At 44.4% G+C, this 20,409-nt stretch carries 18 protein-coding genes; 5 read left to right on the forward strand and 13 right to left on the reverse strand.

Translation table 11 applies throughout. The features are described from left to right. The first annotated feature begins 425 nt into the window (after positions 1–425). The 4 genes from ED652_RS20815 to ED652_RS20830 all read left to right on the forward strand — a co-directional run bounded on the left by ED652_RS20815 (position 426) and on the right by ED652_RS20830 (position 5,003). Positions 426–1,691, forward strand: a complete 1,266-nt coding sequence (locus tag ED652_RS20815; RefSeq protein ID WP_032500350.1) for a TolC family outer membrane protein — start codon at positions 426–428, stop codon at positions 1,689–1,691. After that, positions 1,691–2,308: an OmpA family protein gene (locus ED652_RS20820; RefSeq protein ID WP_122056028.1), complete on the forward strand. Its 618-nt coding sequence runs from the start codon at positions 1,691–1,693 to the stop codon at positions 2,306–2,308. The genes ED652_RS20815 and ED652_RS20820 overlap by 1 nt, the downstream gene beginning before the upstream one ends. 136 nt (positions 2,309–2,444) lie before the next feature. Beyond that, positions 2,445–2,795 (forward strand): DUF2750 domain-containing protein, encoded by a 351-nt coding sequence (locus ED652_RS20825; protein WP_122056029.1) that lies wholly within the window; start codon positions 2,445–2,447, stop codon positions 2,793–2,795. Positions 2,796–2,975: 180 nt separating this feature from the next. Next, entirely contained in the window at positions 2,976–5,003 is a 2,028-nt protein-coding gene (locus ED652_RS20830) for a diguanylate cyclase (RefSeq protein WP_122056030.1), read from the forward strand. On the opposite strand, the gene queC is transcribed toward ED652_RS20830, so the two are convergent. Continuing rightward, positions 4,963–5,658 carry a 7-cyano-7-deazaguanine synthase QueC gene (gene queC / locus ED652_RS20835; protein ID WP_065103989.1) on the reverse strand — a complete coding sequence of 232 codons (696 nt, stop codon included), beginning with the start codon at positions 5,656–5,658 and terminating at the stop codon, positions 4,963–4,965. The genes ED652_RS20830 and queC overlap by 41 nt on opposite strands. Positions 5,659–5,718: 60 nt before the next feature. Further along, positions 5,719–6,387, reverse strand: coding sequence for a 7-carboxy-7-deazaguanine synthase QueE (gene queE / locus ED652_RS20840; protein WP_367889466.1), 669 nt, complete (start codon positions 6,385–6,387; stop codon positions 5,719–5,721). Between the two features lie 185 nt (positions 6,388–6,572). On the opposite strand from queE, the gene ED652_RS20845 reads away from it, so the two are divergent. After that, the gene (locus ED652_RS20845; protein ID WP_122056032.1) at positions 6,573–7,382 is read left to right on the forward strand and encodes a Cof-type HAD-IIB family hydrolase; all 810 of its coding nucleotides are present in this window, start codon (positions 6,573–6,575) and stop codon (positions 7,380–7,382) included. Positions 7,383–7,470: 88 nt separating this feature from the next. On the opposite strand, the gene ED652_RS20850 is transcribed toward ED652_RS20845, so the two are convergent. The 11 genes from ED652_RS20850 to ED652_RS20900 all read right to left on the reverse strand — a co-directional run bounded on the left by ED652_RS20850 (position 7,471) and on the right by ED652_RS20900 (position 20,304). Continuing rightward, positions 7,471–8,883 (reverse strand): phosphatase PAP2 family protein, encoded by a 1,413-nt coding sequence (locus ED652_RS20850; RefSeq protein WP_122056033.1) that lies wholly within the window; start codon positions 8,881–8,883, stop codon positions 7,471–7,473. Between the two features lie 80 nt (positions 8,884–8,963). Beyond that, positions 8,964–9,443, reverse strand: a complete 480-nt coding sequence (locus ED652_RS20855) for a GNAT family N-acetyltransferase (protein ID WP_017106725.1) — start codon at positions 9,441–9,443, stop codon at positions 8,964–8,966. A 189-nt stretch (positions 9,444–9,632) separates the two neighbouring features. Beyond that, entirely contained in the window at positions 9,633–10,034 is a 402-nt protein-coding gene (locus ED652_RS20860; RefSeq protein ID WP_122056034.1) for a glycine zipper domain-containing protein, read from the reverse strand. Between the two features lie 217 nt (positions 10,035–10,251). Next, on the reverse strand, positions 10,252–10,698 hold the full coding sequence (locus ED652_RS20865) for a hypothetical protein (RefSeq protein ID WP_122056035.1): 447 nt from the start codon (positions 10,696–10,698) through the stop codon (positions 10,252–10,254). 146 nt (positions 10,699–10,844) lie between these two features. Further along, positions 10,845–12,749 (reverse strand): propionyl-CoA synthetase, encoded by a 1,905-nt coding sequence (locus ED652_RS20870; protein WP_122056036.1) that lies wholly within the window; start codon positions 12,747–12,749, stop codon positions 10,845–10,847. A 118-nt stretch (positions 12,750–12,867) separates the two neighbouring features. Continuing rightward, positions 12,868–14,040 carry a 2-methylaconitate cis-trans isomerase PrpF gene (gene prpF / locus ED652_RS20875; protein WP_122056037.1) on the reverse strand — a complete coding sequence of 391 codons (1,173 nt, stop codon included), beginning with the start codon at positions 14,038–14,040 and terminating at the stop codon, positions 12,868–12,870. A gap of 9 nt (positions 14,041–14,049) precedes the next feature. After that, a complete protein-coding gene (acnD, locus tag ED652_RS20880) occupies positions 14,050–16,686 on the reverse strand; it encodes a Fe/S-dependent 2-methylisocitrate dehydratase AcnD (protein ID WP_122056038.1) in 2,637 nt (878 codons plus the stop codon). An 84-nt stretch (positions 16,687–16,770) separates the two neighbouring features. After that, positions 16,771–17,973 carry a 2-methylcitrate synthase gene (gene prpC, locus ED652_RS20885; protein ID WP_122056039.1) on the reverse strand — a complete coding sequence of 401 codons (1,203 nt, stop codon included), beginning with the start codon at positions 17,971–17,973 and terminating at the stop codon, positions 16,771–16,773. A gap of 146 nt (positions 17,974–18,119) precedes the next feature. Then, positions 18,120–19,016 carry a methylisocitrate lyase gene (prpB, locus tag ED652_RS20890; RefSeq protein ID WP_122056040.1) on the reverse strand — a complete coding sequence of 299 codons (897 nt, stop codon included), beginning with the start codon at positions 19,014–19,016 and terminating at the stop codon, positions 18,120–18,122. Between the two features lie 96 nt (positions 19,017–19,112). Further along, the gene (locus ED652_RS20895; protein ID WP_122056041.1) at positions 19,113–19,832 is read right to left on the reverse strand and encodes a GntR family transcriptional regulator; all 720 of its coding nucleotides are present in this window, start codon (positions 19,830–19,832) and stop codon (positions 19,113–19,115) included. A gap of 154 nt (positions 19,833–19,986) precedes the next feature. Then, a complete protein-coding gene (locus ED652_RS20900; protein ID WP_254051724.1) occupies positions 19,987–20,304 on the reverse strand; it encodes a helix-turn-helix transcriptional regulator in 318 nt (105 codons plus the stop codon). Positions 20,305–20,409: the final 105 nt, after the last annotated feature.

Consider the following 20,409-nt stretch of genomic DNA (forward strand, 5'->3'; position numbering starts at 1 on the left):
CAATTTACTTAATAAAGTGGCTTCGGGCTTGTTCAACACTCGGGATTTAGTGTTGGCTTCGCAACACCTTAATCCTTATTTGTTATGAATCTAGTATTTAACAACTTGAGTGACAAACTAATGACGGTGATCACATCGCATAACAATCTTAGTGCTCACATCAGTAATATAAGTTATTGTGTTTGCAGAAAATAATAGATTTAAAAACGTAAGGTTGACGTGTCTAAAAACACCATAAAACGCACGCTGATCGGTTAACATTTTGACAACCATTTGCGAACGCCAGCTTAGCGATCGTGATTTTTTTGGCGGTTCATCTAAATTTCGTATATAACATCACGAATTCAAGATTTAGATGCGAGCTAACTTTAGGGAGATGCACATTGAATAGGCTTCAAAAGACAACATTAGGGTTAGCTATAGCACTGAGTTTACCGGCTAAAGCCCAGACCTTAGAGCAAGCCGTTGCGTTTACTTTAGAAAGTAACCCTGAAATCAAAAGTGCTTATAACGAATATGTCAGTAAGCGATATCTTAATGACGCTTCTGGTGGTGCTTACCGTCCAAGTATAGACCTAGATGGCGGGATCGGATATGAACATACCGACCTTGCTACCAATCAGGACACAACCGACCTGACACGAAAAGAAGCAACGATTACGCTTACCCAACTGATATGGGACGGTGCAAACACCTCTAATGATATCGATCGAACGGCCGCAGACGCTGAATCAGTTCGCTATCAATTGCTATCAAATGCTCAAGATATCGCATTAGAGGTGACTAAGGTGTACCTTGACGCCGTAAAAGCCTATGAGGTGCTATCACTTTCTGAAAACAATCTAGCGACACACAAAGAGATATACAGCGATATTCGTAAGCGTGTTGAGTCCGGTATTGGTTCAACAGCAGATATGTCACAAGTAGAGGCGCGTATTGCGAAAGCACACGGTAATTTACTTGCGGCTCAAAACAATCTTTTTGATACCCACACTCAATTTAAGAGGCTTGTTGGCCAATCTCCACTTGGACTAACTTTCCCTCGTGCAGACGCGGGCGCTATTCCTTACACTGTTGACGGTGCATTGGCAAAAGCGTTTAACCAGCACCCAGTAATTAAGATCGCTCAAGCCGATGTTGACTCAGCAAAGTATCAATACAAGCAGTCTAAGAGTACCAACTACCCGACTGTTTCTTTTGAAGCCGCTCAAACCTGGCGCGATGATGCCGGCGGTACAGAAGGCAGCAGCGATGAATTCTCTGCTATGGTTCGTTTGAGATATAACTTGTACAACGGTGGGTCTGACCAAGATCGTGCTGAAAGTGCCGCTTATCAACTCAATAAAGCAAAAGACCTCCGCGAGAGTACTTACCGTAATGTGGAAGAGAGCTTGCGTCTTTCATGGAGCGCATTGGATTTAACCGTTCAGCAAAAAGAGTTCCTATCTGACCACGTAGACTCGGCATCAGACACAGTTATCTCGTATGAGAAACAATACCGCATCGGTAAGCGTACCCTTCTCGATTTACTGAACACCGAGAATGAATTATTCGAAGCTCGTAAAGGCTATTTAGACGCTAAGTATGACGAGCAATACGCAAAATATCGCGTAATGAATGCAACTGGTAACCTACTCATCGGTTTACGAGTTGAGATCCCAGAAGAATGGAATGAAAAGGTGGAATATTAATGAAGCTTACCAACACAGTATTATCGCTTTGCTTCATGGTTGTATCTGCCAATGCTTTAGCTGAAAACAACGAGGACGAATTTGAATATCGCGCTCTTCCGCCTGTTACTCAAATTTACGACCTTCAAGATGATGACAATGACGGTGTAATCAACGCGCGAGATCTGTGTGTCGATACTCAGATTGGTGCAGAAATAGATAACGACGGTTGTGGTTCATATTTCGAGTCATCAGAGAAGAAAGAGCTTCACATACTCTTTGCTAATAACTCTACAGAAATTAATCCAGTCTTTCTTGGCCAGATACGCCAGATGGCTGCGTTTTTGAAGCGTTACGAGGGTACATCGATTGAGTTACAAGGTTATGCCAGCAAAATAGGTAACGCGGCACACAACCTAAAGCTTTCGAAAGAACGAGCATCGCATGTAAGACGTGCACTCATCAGCAACGGTATTCAGCCATCTAGAGTCAACATCGTCGGTCATGGTGATTCTGAATTCAGCAGCGATGACACCCAAATCAATCACGCGTTACATCGAAAAGTTGTCGCTTCTGTTGCTAGCTTTAAAGGCAATATCAAAGAAGAATGGCATATCTTCACCAAAATCAAAAAGTAGCTTCTACCTCACTCCACCCATACTGAAACGTTATCTTAAGCTAACGTTTCAGTATTCTTATAATTCCTTGAATAGCATATACCTAAGCCGTCTATAATGTTAATCTTGCATCGTTATCAACATAGAGAATTAATCCATGAGCAAACTAACTGCTGATATTCAAGCAAATCTAGAACTTTTCGTTTCTGAAACACAAGAAACTAAACTGGTGTGGGGCCTTCGCAATGATGAAGGTTGGCTAGCATGTGATTCAAGTGAATTCGAAAACAGCGAAGTGATGCCGTTCTGGTCTTCAAAAGAAGATGCTCAAACTCATAACGTTGAAGAATGGGCTGATTTCGAAGTACTAGAAATTCCACTAGATATCTTTGTAGAAGATTGGTTACTGACTCTTGCTGAAGACGGCGTTCTTGTTGGTACTAACTGGAATGCAGCATTAGAAGGCAAAGAACTTGAGCCTTCTGATCTGGCGAAACTATACATCTAGTTTCCAGTATCGGCCGTGTAAACGCGCATGGCCGATATCTCTCTAGTTTATGCTATCTGTCTGAGATATATCATAAATTAGAGACTTCGCCCGCATAACTTCATACCAAAACCATTCAAAATTTGAAGCAAGATCAAACTAAACATAGAATATCGTTCTTTATCTGAATAATAGTCTGTTGTGATTCGTTCCATTTTAGTTACCTTCCTGATTTTCATTAGCTTTTTTACTGCTAGCCAAGAATCACCATCAGATCGATATTCCTCAAAAAATACTTCTATTCTCGGGGCTATTGCAACCCCCAACGCTGACTGGAATGCCCTCTATCTTTCTACACTAGAACGCTCACCTTCTCGCGCATTGAATATGTTGCAAACCCGCTATACAAGCTTGAGTTCTTTTGGAGACAAACTCTATATATCATCTCTCTTATATCACTACATGAGCCACAGAGATCAGCCCTTCTATGGTATTGCCTCAATAAACGACGAATACCAATCCATAGAAGAGTCTTTTATTTCAGCGCTAGTGATGGATGGACAAGGCCGGTATCAAGTGGCTCAGCAAGGCTTTTTAACACTATTGACCAAAATGCAATCACGTAACGATTTGACGGGACGTGCGTTGTTAAAATATCAACTTTGTCGCTCTCTTAACGAACAGGCCAAATATCATCAGGCTAACTACTACTGTTCTGCGCTTCAAGCTGACTTAAATGGCATTGCTGATCCAGTCTTACCAAAGTTTGCAACTTATCGAGTGATTGCCAACAATCAACATTTTCGTAGTGACTATCAAGCGGCTCTAAGTACTTATCTGTCACTGGTCAATGTCTTTCCACAAGGTCACGATATCTCCGGGATCTACAACGATGTCGGCAATTTACTCAAAGAACTCAAACAATACAAAAAATCAGCACAATACTTGGAAGAAGCTCTGGTACTAAGGGACGATGCCTCTGATTTAATGAAAGCTCAAGTACACCATAGCCTTGCTGATTTATATTTAACTCAAGCTGACAATGAACGAGCGATTGAACACTTCCTCAAGGCTAAGGTATTGCTAAGTACGTCTTCTCATAGCTACGGAATCGCACTGACAAATTTAGGGTTAGGCAAAGCCTATACACAAACACGACAATATGATTTAGCGAGAGATTACTTAATCGAATCTCTGTCGGCTTCCAATGAACTGAACAATGATGTCATTCGTATCAACGCTTATTTGGCCATCAGCGATATGTTTGAGGAGCGTAAGTTAACAACAGAAGCACTCAATTATGCTCAACAAGCGTTAAAGTTAGCAGAACTTGTCACGAGGCATAAATACATCGCTCAAGCACTTCTTCAACTTTCAACAATCCATCAGAAACTCGAAGACTACAAGCAAGCTTTCTATTTCTATCAACGATACTCATCCATTCAGATGGAAGCACGAGACATCGACAACCGACTTGCTTTTGAGGCGCTTGATCTTACGCACGCTAAATACGAACAAGAATTAGAAAACTCTTTTTTAACGAATCAAACTAGACTCGATCGTCTTCATATCGAGAAAATGGAACACCAGCGATTGATGTACAACATCATTGTCGTACTTTTAATATGTGCTGCGAGCTTTACTGTGTTTACCAACCGGAGTATTCGCGCTAGAGCGGCTATTGATAGGATGACTAAGGCTTATAGTCGAACCGAAATAATACGACGAATCAAACGAGTGAAACGCTGTAAAGGCGCGAACAGGCAACACGCTCTGGTTTTGCTAGACCTAGATAAGTTCAAGAGGATAAATGACGAACATGGCCACCCTACTGGTGATCGAGCACTCGTCCATATTAGTCAACAAATAAGAAAGCACTTGATGAGTGATGAATTGTTTGGCCGCTTAGGCGGTGAAGAGTTTCTTATCATGCTGACCGATACTAAACCTTCAGAAGTCCGGGAGCGTGTTGAAGAGTTACACTACGCGATATCAAGCACTGTCTTCTTAGCAGAAAGCAAAAAGCCACTTAATGTAACCGCGAGTTTTGCTTATCTAGCAACCTCAAACGCATTAAGTGACTTTGATGACTTGTACTCGGTTCTTGACCAAGCACTTTATCAAGCGAAGAGTAATGGCCGAAATTGCATCATCGATGCTTATAACGACCCAATAGACTTACCTGATGTTATTTATTCTCAGCCTGTTTACGAACCAACTCAGCCATAATGCCTTCGCGATCACCTAGGTAATCGTTAAGGCCAACTTTTCTTAGTTCACATGCAGGACAATCACCACAACCGTCGCCGATGATGCCGTTGTAACAAGTCAGAGTTTTATTGCGAACAAGCTCAAGTGCTGAATATTGGTCAGCCATCGCCCATGTTTCAGCTTTGTTCAGCCACATCAATGGTGTTTTGATATCGAGCTTCTTGTCCATGCCTTGTACAAGCGCAGAATTCATCGCTTTTACAAAATCATTGCGGCAATCAGGATAGCCCGAGAAATCGGTTTCACACACACCAGTAATCACAGTTTCAGCACCGATTTGGTACGCGTAAATACCGGCCAGTGTTAAGAAAAGAATATTACGACCAGGAACGAACGAGTTTGGCAATCCATTCTCTTGTAGCTCGTGTGATACAGGAATATCGTCACGCGTTAGAGAGCTAATCGCTAGCTCATTCAACAGGGTCACATCCATCACTTTGTGTGCTTTCACACCAAGCTCTTTTGACAATGACTCTGCCACTTCAATCTCTAGCTTATGGCGCTGACCATAATCAAACGTAATCGCATGAACTTCATCATACTCTTTCAAAGCTTGAACAAGACAAGTGGTTGAGTCTTGACCACCACTGAATACTACAACTGCTTTTTTCATCTTAAATCCTTACGAGAATCTTTTACTAGCGACTTATCTAGGCCAGTAAACAAATACGATCTATGCGATGCTCAAATATTTGTGGGTTTGAATAGATAAACGCCAGTTACGTTCAATACAAGTGTCGATACACAGCTGTGTTGCACGTTCTTTTTGGCTAATAGGCTGAAGTGCAATGACCGTATTTTCAGGAACATCGGCTCTAGCAAGAAGAGCATCAAGCTGCTCGATATCTTTACCTGTGCCAACAGGGTGCTTGATTTCATTCGCACGAACGAGTGCGCTATCAAGGATGTCCAACTTGGCTTTCATTGCGACCTTCGGTGACACCGTAACCCAAGTGTCCGATGTGGCTTTTACTTCTGATGTTCCGCTGGTCTCAATCTGACAGCGACAACCGTGTTGCTCAAATGCTTCAGTAAGAGGGACAAGATCATAAATGCACGGCTCGCCACCGGTGATCACAATGTGCTTAGCTGTGTAACCTTGTTTGATGTATTCATTCACGATTCCTTGAGCATCAATTGCTGACCACGTCGGTGAATCTTCTGTCTTAACCATAATATCGCCAAGGCTAGTTTCATCTTCAGGTAATGCTTCCCACGTCTGTTTGGTGTCACACCAAGAACAGCCTACTGGGCAAATTTGTAGACGAACAAACACAGCAGGAACGCCGGTAAATACGCCCTCACCCTGGATGGTTTCAAACATTTCATTAATCTTGTACAACTTACCCTCAGCTCAATCATTTGATGAAATTAATCAACCGCAGACCTTAAAGCACTTACCCCTTTTGGTCAAACAAATGAGTACTGATAAATGAGTTGATCAAAGCCCTAGCCTGAGCTTTCAAGTTCCCTTATCCTTTCGCTCATTAGATTTTGTTAGCTTTTAATTTTTTGGTAAGGAAAAACATGTACAAACTGATTGCTCTTGATATGGATGGCACACTACTTAACAGTGAAAAAGTGATTTCTCAAGAGAACAAAGACGCGATTGCTAAAGCTCGCGCTGCAGGTGTGAAAGTGGTTCTGGCTTCTGGTCGCCCTTTAGAAGGCATGCAGAGTAAGCTAGACGAGCTTTCAATCAACGGCGAAGATGACTTTGTGCTCTTCTACAACGGCTCTATGGTTCAGAATGTATCGACAAAAGAGATCATTCACAGCGAGATTAGCAATGGTAGAGCCGCGAAACAGATTGCTGCATTAGCACAAGAGCTAGGTGGTTATGTGCATGCCTTCAGCAAGGTTCATGGTTTAATCACACCCGAGAACAATGAGTACACAGCTATTGAAGCGCGAATTAACGGCTTAGAGATTACCGAGTTCGACTTTTCGCAACTAGAAGACGACCACGAAATCATCAAAACAATGATTGTCGCTGAGCCAAGCAAGCTGACTGAAATCATCGGCAAGTTGCCACAAGAGCTTAAGACTCAGTTTACTATCGTGCAAAGTGCACCATTCTTCTTAGAGTTCTTAAACCCAAATTCAAACAAGGGTGTGGGTATTGAAGCAATCGCTAAACATTTGGGGATTACAGCGGAAGAAGTGATCTGCATGGGCGATGCTGAAAACGATCACCATATGCTTGAATACGCGGGCATGGGTATTGCGATGGAAAACGCAATGGAAGAAACCAAGAAGCTCGCTGACTACATTACAGCAAGCAACGATGATCATGGTGTCGCATTAGCTATCGAGAAGTTTATCTTCAACTCATAATCGCTAAAGAGACATTAATACTCGATTACAAAAACGACAAAGGCTGTGCAATGCACAGCCTTCTTTCATTATAAGTGACTAAGTTCGCTTACTGTCTTTTCCAAGGCAAACGAAAGGCCACGACACCGAACAAAATCAAGATTGGAAAACGTAAGGTCTCGACAATAAATGAAGCGATACCACTAAATGAGACAAAGCTGCCTGCCCAACTGATCAATAAATTACCCGCTAGCAACATCACAATCACGCCAATCACAATATTAAACGAGAACTGACCCGTTAGCGGTTTTGAATCTGTTAACGTCACCAAACATGCAATCGTCATTAAAATCGCAACCAAAAACGTGAAGGTCGGCAATGGCCAAATTACGGTTAAGACGATTGAGAGTAAGCATAAGCCCCACCATACGCTTTTTGAGCTTAACAATACACTGATATCGATATCAGGCTTACTGTCTAATCTCACGATATGCCACGTCGTTAAGGCACCTAAGACGCCGCCCATCAACACATCACTAAAGAACGCGCTGCCTGAATAAGTTTTGAATAACATGATCCACAATAGTCCAACTGTCACTATCAACAGCGATTTCTGATCTGTTAAGCGTTTGAGCTTCCAACAAACTAACAAAGTTAAACTAACCCATAAAGCCGCCAACAAGCTCGGAAAGCTATACCCACTACTCGTCACTAGCTTTAACGTTGGGAGATAAGCATGTGGGCGAGGAAAACCAAAACCCTGATGCGCGATTAACGTAAGCAGAGTCACGGATATCAGCGTGAAACCAAATTTCAATGCGAAATTACGACCAAAGTGCCAAGCGACTAACGGCAAGATCATGATAAAGATCCACGGCTTTGCTAATAAGTCTGTCAAAAGTATCGTATTAGCAAAAACATTCGGCAGGTTATCAAACGTGTTTTGAAGTGAAACAATCCCGTTCAATTCAGCTTGATGAACTTTAGGAGCTGCGCCCACCAGCTCAGTAACGTAAGTCACTGGTTGATTTTTCGCGGATAGAAAGAATTCGTTAATCTCAGACCATTGTTCAGGATAGCGGTATTGATTTGCTTCCAACTCAGTGGGAGGAAGTAACATCGCACGACTCACTTCCACTCCATAATGAGGAGCGAACCAAATTGGTAGCTCAAAGCCACCTAACTCATTTCGAGCTTGGTAGCTGATCACTTCAGAATCAGAAATACAATCATACACAACGGCACTGTCGGTATAACCCAACACATCACCGACCGTAACAGACAAGCCAGCCTCTTCCCAAGTTTCACGTTGCGCTGCGATAGCTGGCGGCTCACCAGAAACAACAGTACCACCCGGCAGAGATAAATGACCGGTGATCAATTCATCAACCAATACGATTTGGTTATCAGCACGTACTACACACAAAGCGCCCGCGATGTGATCAGGCAAGGTATTGTTAGCCCAAGCGGCGGTAGCACTCAAAAGGGACAGAATAAAAACTAATAGATATCGAGTAACCAACGAATTTACCTAAAAATAAGAGAAAAAATGAAAGACTGCTAATGCATCGTATTGTAATCAAACCCACACAAAATCGCTGTCTATGTTTTGTTCAAAGCCTTTCTCATCCATTGAATGTGAGGTGTGAACCCCATTTTTTGATAGAAGTCCTTGGCAGGTGAATTAAAGTCCCAAACCTCTACAAAAACCTGGGTAACACCATAGTCTTCAAAAGTAGATTCAACGCGATTAAACAACATTTGAGCCACGTCCGCTTTTCGATATTCCGGCAACACAAAAAGCTCATCGACACTGCCCATCTGAACCGGTTTACTCACGGTAGAAATAAGCTCACAGAAATGCCCCGAGATAAAGCCAACAATCAGCTCTCCTTTTAATGCCACATACACTAGACACTCAGGATCATCTAAGTATCGTGCAATACTCTTTTCCTGCTCTATCTCTTCGGCCGTTTTAAAATGTTCAGGGCACGCAATATGATGATGGTGATGAAGATCAAACATCAACTCATTCAGTTGCTCTAGATCGGTATGCTTTGCAGCCCTTAAGGTGACATTCATGACAAGTACGCTTCTCAAACCTAATTGATAATTAAACTGAGTCTAGTTTACTTGCAGTGAGTATCTATACAAGTTATTGAATTAATTCGTTGTTTGAACTGCGTGTTTTAGATGCAAAAATGGCCACATAGAGTGACCATTTGTTTTGATTCGGATAGAACTGGTAGAACGTGTATCGAAGCTCTCGCTTTATGCGCCGTTGTCTTCTTTCTCTTCATTGAGTTCAGCAAGCTGTTGTTCCAGTTCAATAAGCTTAATTTCCGCTTCTACTTCAGCGACACGCTTTTCTGCATCAGTACGGTTATCCTGTGCCAAACCATCTGCTGTAACTTGGGTTCTTTGAGCATTTCGAGCGTCGTCAGTATCTTTCATCGAACCAGCAACACCTCCTGTCACGCCACCCAGAGCGGCGCCCTTAACGGCCAAACTTGCATCTCCAGTCAATGCACCAGCCGTAGCACCTAGCAATGCACCACCTATAGTACCGCGATTACGCGCAGCGTTTTCATTTTCGTTGTCTGTCGCTGGTGATGCACAACCAGAAAGAGTCACAATTAATGTTGCTAGCAATAAAGGTTTAGTGAATGTCATGAGTGTCTCGCTTAGTTCTTCGTTTGGAATGAAACTATCTTAAGCAGAACCGTTAACCAGATAAATAAAGCTACCTTTAGACGATACATCATACTTGGCTATGTATTTCGTAGTGAACACATAACCGAATGATGACGTGTCGTATCAATGTGCTTAATTCATCAGACACAAAAAAGACGACCAAAAAGGTCGCCTTAAGAATGATTGCCGTTCAGGTTTAGTCTTTAGACCAAAAGTTCTGCATATCCGCAGCACTTGGAGGTGGTCTTACGCCACAATCTCGATAATGATTTTTATCGCCTATCCCCAGTATTTTACCATTTTCATCATTAATCATCGCTGCGACTTTCACACCATCACCAACATGACGGGTCAACACGACAATTTCACCGGCCCTTTCAGATCTTACCGCGCCCAAGATTTGGTATTCATAGCGGCCTTTCCTTGAATTAACAATCATCTTCGAGTTAATAGGATCTGCTTCATACCCTACGCCAATATCAAAAACCGCTTGATACAAATCGACACCAGTCTTAGATACGCATTTAAATACTTTGGGGTGACTCAAAGATTCTAACAACGTTCTGCTGATATCATGCTGTGAAGTGGCGGCATTAGCAGCACCACTAACAAGTAAAATTATGAGTAAAAAGTAGGCTCGCATAAAAAGACCTCAATATGTGGGATTCATAATGAGGTCATAATAAGCGCAATGGATAACCGGAAGAATAAAGTAGAGTTTAGGTAAACCATCACGTTTGGCTATGCGTTTATAAACGCACCAAATAGAGATTAACTAACCTTCAAAGTTCATCTACCTAGCTTTTCTGCAATTTCCGTTAAGCTTGTTGGATCATCAATAGTAGAAGGCACCACATATTGCTCACCTTCGGCTATCTGTCGGATAGTTCTACGCAAGATCTTACCTGAACGCGTCTTAGGCAGCCTCTCAACCACCAAGGCTTGCTTAAAACATGCAACCGCACCAATCTCGTTACGAACCTTACCCACTAGCTCGGCTTGCAGTTCAATGCTATCTACTTTCACGCCATCTTTTAGCACAACTAAACCCAGCGGTAATTGCCCCTTCAAATCATCGTGAATACCAACAACAGCACACTCAGCAATCGCAGGGTGACCACCTACGATCTCTTCCATTTCACCCGTCGACAGACGATGTCCTGCGACATTTATCACATCATCAATACGACCCATGATAAATAGATAACCGTCTTCATCAAGGTAACCACCGTCACCAGAAACATAGTAGCCTGGGAACTGACTCAGATAGCCAGACTCAAATCGGTCATGGTTGCGCCAAACCGTCGGTAGACAACCTGGTGGTAATGGGCGTTTAAGCGCCACAAATCCTTGTTGATTAGGCAGAGCTACTTCACCGAGCTCATTGAGGATCTCCACTTGGTAACCCGGTACGGGCTTCGTTGAAGAGCCGGCTTTCACTGGCAAAGACTCTAGCCCTGTAGGGTTTGCAGAGATAGCCCAACCCGTTTCGGTTTGCCACCAATGATCGATAACCGGCTTATTAGTATGAGACTCAACCCAATCCAATGTTGGCGGGTCTAAGCGTTCTCCCGCCATGAAAATCGACTTGAGCGATGATAAGTCATACTTGGTGAGCAACTCACCTTCAGGATCTTCTTTCTTGATAGCTCTAAATGCTGTTGGCGCGGAAAACAACACATCGACGTTGTACTCTTCACACACACGCCAGAATGCGCCTGGATCTGGTGTTCTTACCGGCTTACCTTCAAACAGAATCGTAGTGCAGCCGTGAATCAATGGTGCATACACAATATAGGAATGACCCACAACCCAGCCGACATCAGAAGCCGCCCAAAATACACCATCTTGCGGCATATCGTAGATGGTACTCATCGAGTATTTCATCGCGACCGCATGACCACCATTGTCACGTACAACGCCTTTAGGCTTACCCGTAGTGCCTGATGTGTAAAGGATATACAACGGATCGGTTGCCAAGACAGGAACACAACTGTGTGGCAATGCATCGTTAACCGCTTGCTGCCAAAGTACATCGCGTTCATTGTTCAATTCGGCTAAGGAGTGCTCTCTTTGGAATACCACCACTTTCTCAGGCTTCCAGCGGCTGTCCATGATTGCGCGATCAACCATCGGCTTATATGGCAGCACCTTGTTTATCTCGACACCACAGGATGCCGTGATCAACACTTTAGGTTCAGCATCTTCAATTCGAACTGCGAGCTCATGAGGAGCAAATCCGCCAAACACCACGGAGTGAACCGCGCCTAGTCGTGCACAGGCCAACATTGCCATCGCCGCTTCAGGAATCATTGGCATGTAGATCACCACACGATCGCCTTTGGTTACGCCTTGCGTCGCTAACATACCTGCGACTTTAGCCACTTGGTCACGCAATTGATTGTAAGTGTACGAGGATTGAGTTCCTGTAACTGGAGAGTCATAAATCAGCGCGGTATTGCCACCTCGCCCATTTTCACAATGATAATCAAGCGCGAGCCAGCAGGTGTTCATCACCCCATCAGGAAACCAACGTTCAATACCGTTATCGTCAGTTTGTAATATCGTTTTTGGTGGTTCAAACCAATCTATCGCTTGTGCTTGTGTTTCCCAGAACGAATTGGGGTCTTCCCTAGCCCATTGATACTCGGTGATATAGTCTGTTTTTCTATTCATTCGATTCGTAGCAGACATAGTGCCTCCTCCATGATTTATCCATTAGTCCAAGCGCCTTGCTTTTGGCTGTGTCACTTGGGTGCACTCTTTTCTCAGCGTTGTGTTCGTGAACATTTGACCGTTCACGACAATCGCTTTACTTAGGAAAAGGCACACGGATGGCACCTTCCATGATCACTCGGGCACTACGACTCATTATCGCCCTTTCTATTTTCCACCCACTTTCTGTCTGAATAGCTTTAGCACCCACTTTTAAGGTTCCTGATGGATGGCCAAAAGTCACGAAATCACTACTTCCCTCACCGACTGCTAAATTGACTAAGGTGCCCGGGACGCTTGCTGCTGAAGCAATAGCAACCGCAGCCGTACCCATCATGGCGTGATGCAGTTGTCCCATAGACAAAGCACGCACCAGAAGGTCAGTATCTTCGACAGCAACCGATTTACCACTGGAGGCTTGGTACGCTTGAGGCTTAGCAACAAACGCGACTTTAGGTGTATGTTGACGTGATTCAGCTTGTTCTAAAGAATCAATAAGACCCATCGCTACTGCACCATGTGCTCGTATGGATTCAAACAAAGCCAAGGCTTTGGTATCACTATTGATATCTGATTGAAGTTCAGTGCCTTGGTAACCAACCGATTCAGCATCAACAAAAATGGTGGGTATCCCAGCATTAATGTATGTCGCTTTGATGCAACCCAAATCGGGAACATCTAAAAAATCGACAACATTCCCTGTTGGAAACATAGAACCACTCGCATCGGCTGGATCTAGGAAATCGACTTGGATCTCAGCAGCGGGGAAAGTGACACCATCAAGCTCAAAGTCACCTAACTCTTGGACTTCCCCATCAGCGATAGGTACATGAACAATAATGGTTTTCTCTATGTTCACTTGCCATACTCGCACCTCGACCATACCGTTTTCTGGAATACGATTCGAATCGACCAGTCCACTATGAATTGCAAATGGGCCTATGGCAGCAGACAGATTGCCGCAGTTACCGCTCCAATCAACGAACGGCTTGTCTATTGCTACTTGGCCGAATAGGTAATCAACATCGTGATCGGCTTTACTACTTTTCGAAACAATAACGGTTTTACTGGTACTGGATGTTGCACCACCCATGCCATCGGTTTGTTTGCCATAAGGATCTGGACTACCAATCACGCGCAGAAGTAATGCGTCTCGAACTTCTCCGGCAACTTGCGCAGCCTCAGGTAAGTCACTTAAGTTGAAGAAAACGCCTTTGCTTGTTCCGCCCCGCATGTAGGTAGCAGGTACTTTTATCTGTTTATTTGTCATCATAAGCTCCTACTGTGCGAGAAAGTCTTTAGCGAAACGTTGCAATACGCCACCAGCGCTGTACACATTCACTTCGTCTGCCGTGTCTAGTCGGCAGGTCACAGGAACATCCAGCTTGTCACCGTTTTTACGAGTGATGACTAGAGCCAAATCAGACCCTGCTTCAATGTCGCCGTACACGTCGTAAAGCTCGGTGCCGTCCAGTTCTAAGGTGTTGCGATTGGTCCCCGCTTTGAATTGCAAAGGCAGTACGCCCATGCCAACCAAGTTGGTTCTGTGAATTCGTTCAAATCCTTCAGCCACAATCACTTCAACACCCGCTAAGCGCACACCTTTGGCCGCCCAATCACGTGATGAACCTTGTCCATAATCGGCACCAGCAACGACAATCAAGGGTTGTTTACGATTCATGTAGGTTTCTATCGCTTCCCACATTCGCGTAACTTGACCTTCGGGTTCAACTCTTGCTAATGAACCTTGCACGACTTCTCCAGCATCCTTCACCATTTCGTTAAACAGTTTAGGGTTGGCGAAGGTTGCTCGTTGTGCGGTTAAGTGATCACCTCGATGGGTCGCATAAGAGTTAAAGTCCTCTTCCGGCACTTCCATTTTGGTGAGGTATTCCCCCGCCGCGCTCGAAGCGAGAATCGCATTTGAAGGAGATAAATGGTCCGTAGTGATGTTGTCACCCAGAATCGCTAAAGGTCTCATCCCTGAAAGGCTTCGTTCTCCCGCAAGAGCCCCTTCCCAATAAGGTGGTCTGCGAATATAGGTACTTTGAGGTCGCCAATCATAAAGCGGTTCAGTCGTTACCTGCTCCTCGTCTGACTTGAACATTTTTACGTAGATTTGTTGGAATTGCTGAGGCTTAACATGTTCACCGACAACCGCATCGATCTCTGCATCACTCGGCCATAAATCACTTAAGTAGATTGGCTTTCCATTGTTGTCGGTACCTAGGCTGTCTTTCTCTATATCAAAGCGAATCGTACCCGCTAAAGCATAAGCAACCACCAATGGCGGTGAGGCTAAAAACGCTTGCTTAGCATAAGGATGGATTCGACCATCGAAATTTCGGTTCCCAGATAACACGGCGGTTGAATACAAGTCGCGGTCGATGATCTCTTGTTGGATTTTAGGATCCAACGCCCCACTCATTCCGTTACAGGTAGTACACGCATAACCTACGATACCGAAGCCTAATTTTTCTAGCTCAGGAAGCAAACCTGCCGACTCTAGATAGAGCTTGGCAACTTTAGAACCCGGAGCAAATGACGTTTTAACCCACGGCTTGCGAAATAATCCAAGCTGATTGGCCTTCTTAGCCACCAATGCTGCGGCGACTACGTTTCTTGGGTTGCTGGTGTTGGTACAAGAAGTAATTGCCGCAATGATTACGGCACCATCGGGCATCTGTTCATCGCTGTACTGCTTAGCATGCTGGTCTTTCCAAGATGCTTGACTGATTCCTTGCTTGGCAAGTTCGCTGGTTGGCAAACGGCGATGAGGATTCGAAGGCCCTGCAAGGTTGCGTTCAACTTTTGACAAATCAAACTCAAGCACACGTTCGTATTGAGCGGAATCTAAGTCATCAGCCCAAAGTCCGGTTTGCTTGGCATAGCGTTCGACTAGTTCAACTTGTTCAGGCTCTCGTCCCGTGAGTTTAAGGTATTGAATGGTCTGCTCATCGATGTAGAACATCCCCGCAGTCGCGCCATATTCTGGTGTCATGTTAGATATTGTTGCGCGGTCACCAATGGTCAGTGCACGAGCCCCTTCACCGAAGAATTCCAAATAGCTTGAAACTACTCTCTCATTGCGAAGAAACTCTGTAATCGCAAGCACAATATCAGTCGCGGTAATGCCTTCTTGTCTCTGACCGATAAGTTTAACACCGACTATGTCAGGCAAACGCATCATCGACGGACGACCGAGCATCACAGTTTCAGCTTCCAAGCCGCCCACACCAATTGCAATAACGCCCAGAGCATCAACGTGCGGTGTATGGCTATCGGTACCAACACAGGTATCAGGAAACGCGATGCCTTCTTTAGATTGAATGACCGGAGACATTTTTTCCAAGTTAATCTGGTGCATGATCCCGTTACCCGCTGGGATCACACTCACGTTTTTAAACGCGGTTTTACACCATTCAATAAAATGAAAACGGTCTTCGTTTCTGCGCTCTTCAATCGCACGGTTTTTATCAAATGCTTCATTATCAAATCCAGCGTGTTCCACAGCCAGAGAGTGATCAACAATCAATTGGGTTTCGACAACGGGATTTACCTTGGCAGGGTCGCCACCTTGGTCGGCAATTGCATCGCGTAAACCAGCCAAATCAACCAGAGCGGTTTGACCTAGAATGTCATGACACACCACACGTGCAGGATACCAAGGGAAATCAAGGTCGCTCTTGCGGTCAATGATCTGCTTTAAGCTGTCTTCAAGGGTTTCAGGATCACAGCGTCTTACTAATTGCTCAGCCAATACTCGCGACGTATAAGGCAAGGTTTTATAACTGCCCGGAGATATCGTTTCTACTGCTTCACAGGCATCGAAATACTCTAAATGAGTACCGGGTAAAAGCTTACGGTACTGCTTTTTATCAAGGTACTGAGCTTGTTCAAATGTTACATCAGACATACATCCACCATTATCTGTTAGATTCTATTCGTTGGTTCTTGAGGACTTGTCATATGAAGACGGAAGTCGGCTCGTTATAGATGGCTAACGTAGATGAATAGGTAGCCAGTCTTGATGCTCTGGCCCGGTGTAGTCTGCACTTGGACGAATGATGCGATTGTTTTCTCTTTGTTCGAACACGTGTGCTGTCCACCCCGTAAGGCGGCTCATCACGAAGATCGGGGTAAATAATTTGGTTGGGATGTCCATGAAGTGGTAGGCCGATGCATGGAAGAAGTCAGCGTTACAGAACAAGCCTTTCTCGCGCTTCATAACCTCTTCAACACGCTCTGAAACGACATAAAGCTGTTTATCACCCACCTCTTGAGCAAGCTCTTTTGACCAACGCTTGATTAGAGCATTTCGTGGGTCGCTTTCACGATAAATGGCATGACCGAAGCCCATAATCTTGTCTTTGTTAGCAAGCATATTCATGATGTTCGTTTCAGCTTCATCGGCGGTTTGCCAATCTTGGATCATTTCCATCGCAGCTTCGTTTGCACCGCCATGTAAAGGGCCTCGCAACGTACCAATCGCTGCTGTGACACACGAGTGAATATCCGACAACGTTGATGCACACACACGAGCCTCAAAGGTTGAAGCATTAAACTCATGCTCCGCGTAAAGGGTTAGCGAGCAGTGCATTACCTTCTTATGCAGTTCACTCGGCGCTTTATCTGTTAGCATTTTCAAGAAGTAGCCACCCAGACATGCTTCGCTTTGATCTTCTGTGTCAATGCGCACGCCATCATGGCTAAAGCGATACCAGTAACAAATAATCGCAGGGAAAAGTGCGAGCATTCGTTCGGTCGCGGACAGTTGCTCAGAAAAATCAGACTCTTGCTCTAGATTACCTAGCATTGAACAGCCCGTTCTCATCACATCCATTGGATGAGCGTCTGCTGGGATAAGCTCTAGTGCTGCTTTCAAAGGTTGAGGCAAGCCGCGCAGACCAACCAAAAATATTTTGTAATCATCAAGCTCTTTTTCAGTGGGTAAGTGACCTCTTAGTAGCAGATGCGCCACTTCTTCGAACTGAGCATGATTAGCAAGGTCGGTTATATCATAGCCACGGTAGGTCAAACCCGTTCCTGACTGGCCTACCGTACATAGCGCCGTAGTTCCCGCACTTTGGCCACGTAGACCAGCACCACCGATTGCAGGTGCACTTGCTGTTTTTGCGCTTTGTTGTTGGTTTTCTGTTGAAGCCTTATCGACAGCTGCTTTATCACTCAAAGATACAGACATGGTGAACTCCTTTTCTGTGTTAGCCGCCTGCACTCTTTGGTGCTGCCTGTTTATGTGTCCGGTGATCTTTATCATCGGTACTGGATATGGCGACTAACCATTTCACGTTATTGGATTAAGTTGATTTTTGATTAATTGAAACTGGGTTACCCTTCGCTTGAAAACAACTGATCAAGCTTGTTTTCGTAGTCGTGGTAATTCAGGTGTTCATAAAGCTCTTTACGGGTTTGCATTGAATCCAACAGAGCTTCTTGATTGCCTTCAACTAACAAGTGCTTGTAAACTTTCTCCGCCGCTTTGTTCATAGCACGGAACGCACTCAATGGATAAAGCACCATGTCGACACTTGATTGGGCCAACTCGTTACAGTTATAGAGCGGCGTTTGGCCAAACTCAGTGATGTTCGCAAGAATAGGCACGTGCTTACCCGTTGCTGATTTCAACGCCGCCGAGAACTTCACGTATTGATCTAGCTGATTCATCGCTTCAGGAAAAATCATGTCAGCGCCCGCTTCAACACACGCAATCGCTCGTTCAATCGCACTATCAATGCCTTCAACCGCCAATGCATCCGTACGCGCCATAATCACAAAGCTCTCATCGGTTCTAGCATCGGTTGCCGCTTTGACTCTATCGACCATCTCTTGCTGGCTCACAATTGCTTTATTTGGTCGATGACCACAGCGTTTTTGCGCAACTTGGTCTTCCATATGAATCGCAGCTGCGCCCGCTTTTTCCATCGCTCGAATGGTACGTGCAATATTAAATGCGCCACCAAAACCCGTGTCGATATCCACCAGCAATGGCAGATCACATGCGTTAGTAATACGTTCAACATCGACCAACACATCGTTCAATGTGGTGATACCTAAATCAGGCAAACCGTAAGACGCATTGGCGATACCTCCCCCCGACAAATAGATCGCCTGATGCCCTAAGTTCTTTGCCATCATCGCGCAATACGGATTCACCGCACCGACGATCTGCAATGGGTCGTTGTCTTGCACAGCTTGTCGGAACTTAGCTCCTGCTGATAACTTCATAATGACGCTCCCTGTTAATTGTTTATTTCTAATCTTTATGACTACTGATGTTTAGCTCTCGTCAGCGAAGAACCTCTGGCAAATACCAGTCGCCAGTTACTCAAGATCTTTGGATTGAATTTGTTGTTCTATAAGCAATCGGCTTCCCGAGATGTGTCGTCGCATTAGCATTTCTGCTAGCTCTTCATCGCGATTACCAATCGCTTGTAGGATGTATTTGTGTTCATCGAGCGCTTCTTTTGGTCGAGACTGTGCTCTGGGTGATTGGTAGCGATACATGCGCAATAAGTGATGAAGCTCATCACACAACAGCGAAATGAGTTTGCTGTTACGACTCGCTTTGATAATGCGGTAATGGAAATCAAAATCCCCATGTTGATGAAAGTAAGAAGAACCTTCGACTTCATCGATGTGCTTTGAGTGTGTCGACAATAACCCTTCAAGCCCAATAAGCTCTTCTTGTGTGATATGTCGCGCTGCCAATCGAGCAGCCATGCCTTCTAATGCTTCTCGCACCGAGTAAAGCTCTAGAAGTTTGTCTGCCGAAAAAGTAATAACTCGAGCCCCAACATGAGGAATACGTTCGATCAGGCCAAGCCCTTCAACTCGCATTATCGCTTCACGTAGTGGACCTCGACTTACTTCAAAGCGCTTAGCCAATTCAGGCTCCGAAATCTTACTTCCTGGTGACAATTCACCGTTAACAATCGCCTCAACGAGGTACTCAGTCAGATTTTCCGACTTGGTGTTTTCTTTTTCGCTCACACGTGTTTTCGTGTGTGCACTTAAGGTGAGATCTTTTATCGCAGTATTCATATTCACGCTGCTCACTTCTGCTTGCTGAAACTTAATTGTCAACAACTCCATAACATGAACATAAAATACACGATTAAATTATCGACAATCAAGCAAATTGTCGACAATTTGGACTAAGGTAGTATTTAAGAAGGAGCGAATTACAACGATAAAATCAGAGAAAAAAGGATTGATAGACCCTTGGTGTTACTGCCACTCTCCTCTTAAAATTACGTTGAAAATGCGCTTGATCAGAAAAACCAAGCGCGTTTGAAGTGTCGACAATTGTTTGCCCTGTCTTAAGCATGGACTTCGCACGTTTAATCCGTTCATCAAGTAAATATGCATGCGGTGATAGCCCATAAAACTGTTTGAAACTACGAATAAGATGATATTGACTAACGCCTACCTCTTCCGCGATCTCAGACAAACGCAAGTTGTCTTCAACGTTATCGAATAGTTTTTCTTTTACGCGCTGAAGGTGAGGTAACACGGACGTTGCACGCAAGGTATTGGTGTTCGGCTGCTGGAGACATTCTTCAAAAAAATATCCGCCTTCTTAGAAGGCGGTTTTGCTTTATAACCCCCTAGAAGGGGG

The organism is Vibrio sp. Evd11, from assembly GCF_900382755.1.
Classification (GTDB): domain Bacteria; phylum Pseudomonadota; class Gammaproteobacteria; order Enterobacterales; family Vibrionaceae; genus Vibrio; species Vibrio lentus.

Coding starts and splice junctions, on each gene's coding strand:
- ED652_RS20855 (WP_017106725.1), bottom strand. CDS start 9,443: ATGAATGTCACCTTAAGGGCTGCAAAGCATACCGATCTAGAGCAACTG.
- ED652_RS20845 (WP_122056032.1), top strand. CDS start 6,573: ATGTACAAACTGATTGCTCTTGATATGGATGGCACACTACTTAACAGT.
- ED652_RS20820 (WP_122056028.1), top strand. CDS start 1,691: ATGAAGCTTACCAACACAGTATTATCGCTTTGCTTCATGGTTGTATCT.
- prpB (WP_122056040.1), bottom strand. CDS start 19,016: ATGAAGTTATCAGCAGGAGCTAAGTTCCGACAAGCTGTGCAAGACAAC.
- queC (WP_065103989.1), bottom strand. CDS start 5,658: ATGAAAAAAGCAGTTGTAGTATTCAGTGGTGGTCAAGACTCAACCACT.
- ED652_RS20865 (WP_122056035.1), bottom strand. CDS start 10,698: ATGCGAGCCTACTTTTTACTCATAATTTTACTTGTTAGTGGTGCTGCT.
- ED652_RS20895 (WP_122056041.1), bottom strand. CDS start 19,832: ATGAATACTGCGATAAAAGATCTCACCTTAAGTGCACACACGAAAACA.
- ED652_RS20825 (WP_122056029.1), top strand. CDS start 2,445: ATGAGCAAACTAACTGCTGATATTCAAGCAAATCTAGAACTTTTCGTT.
- prpF (WP_122056037.1), bottom strand. CDS start 14,040: ATGACAAATAAACAGATAAAAGTACCTGCTACCTACATGCGGGGCGGA.
- ED652_RS20870 (WP_122056036.1), bottom strand. CDS start 12,749: ATGTCTGCTACGAATCGAATGAATAGAAAAACAGACTATATCACCGAG.
- acnD (WP_122056038.1), bottom strand. CDS start 16,686: ATGTCTGATGTAACATTTGAACAAGCTCAGTACCTTGATAAAAAGCAG.
- prpC (WP_122056039.1), bottom strand. CDS start 17,973: ATGTCTGTATCTTTGAGTGATAAAGCAGCTGTCGATAAGGCTTCAACA.
- ED652_RS20860 (WP_122056034.1), bottom strand. CDS start 10,034: ATGACATTCACTAAACCTTTATTGCTAGCAACATTAATTGTGACTCTT.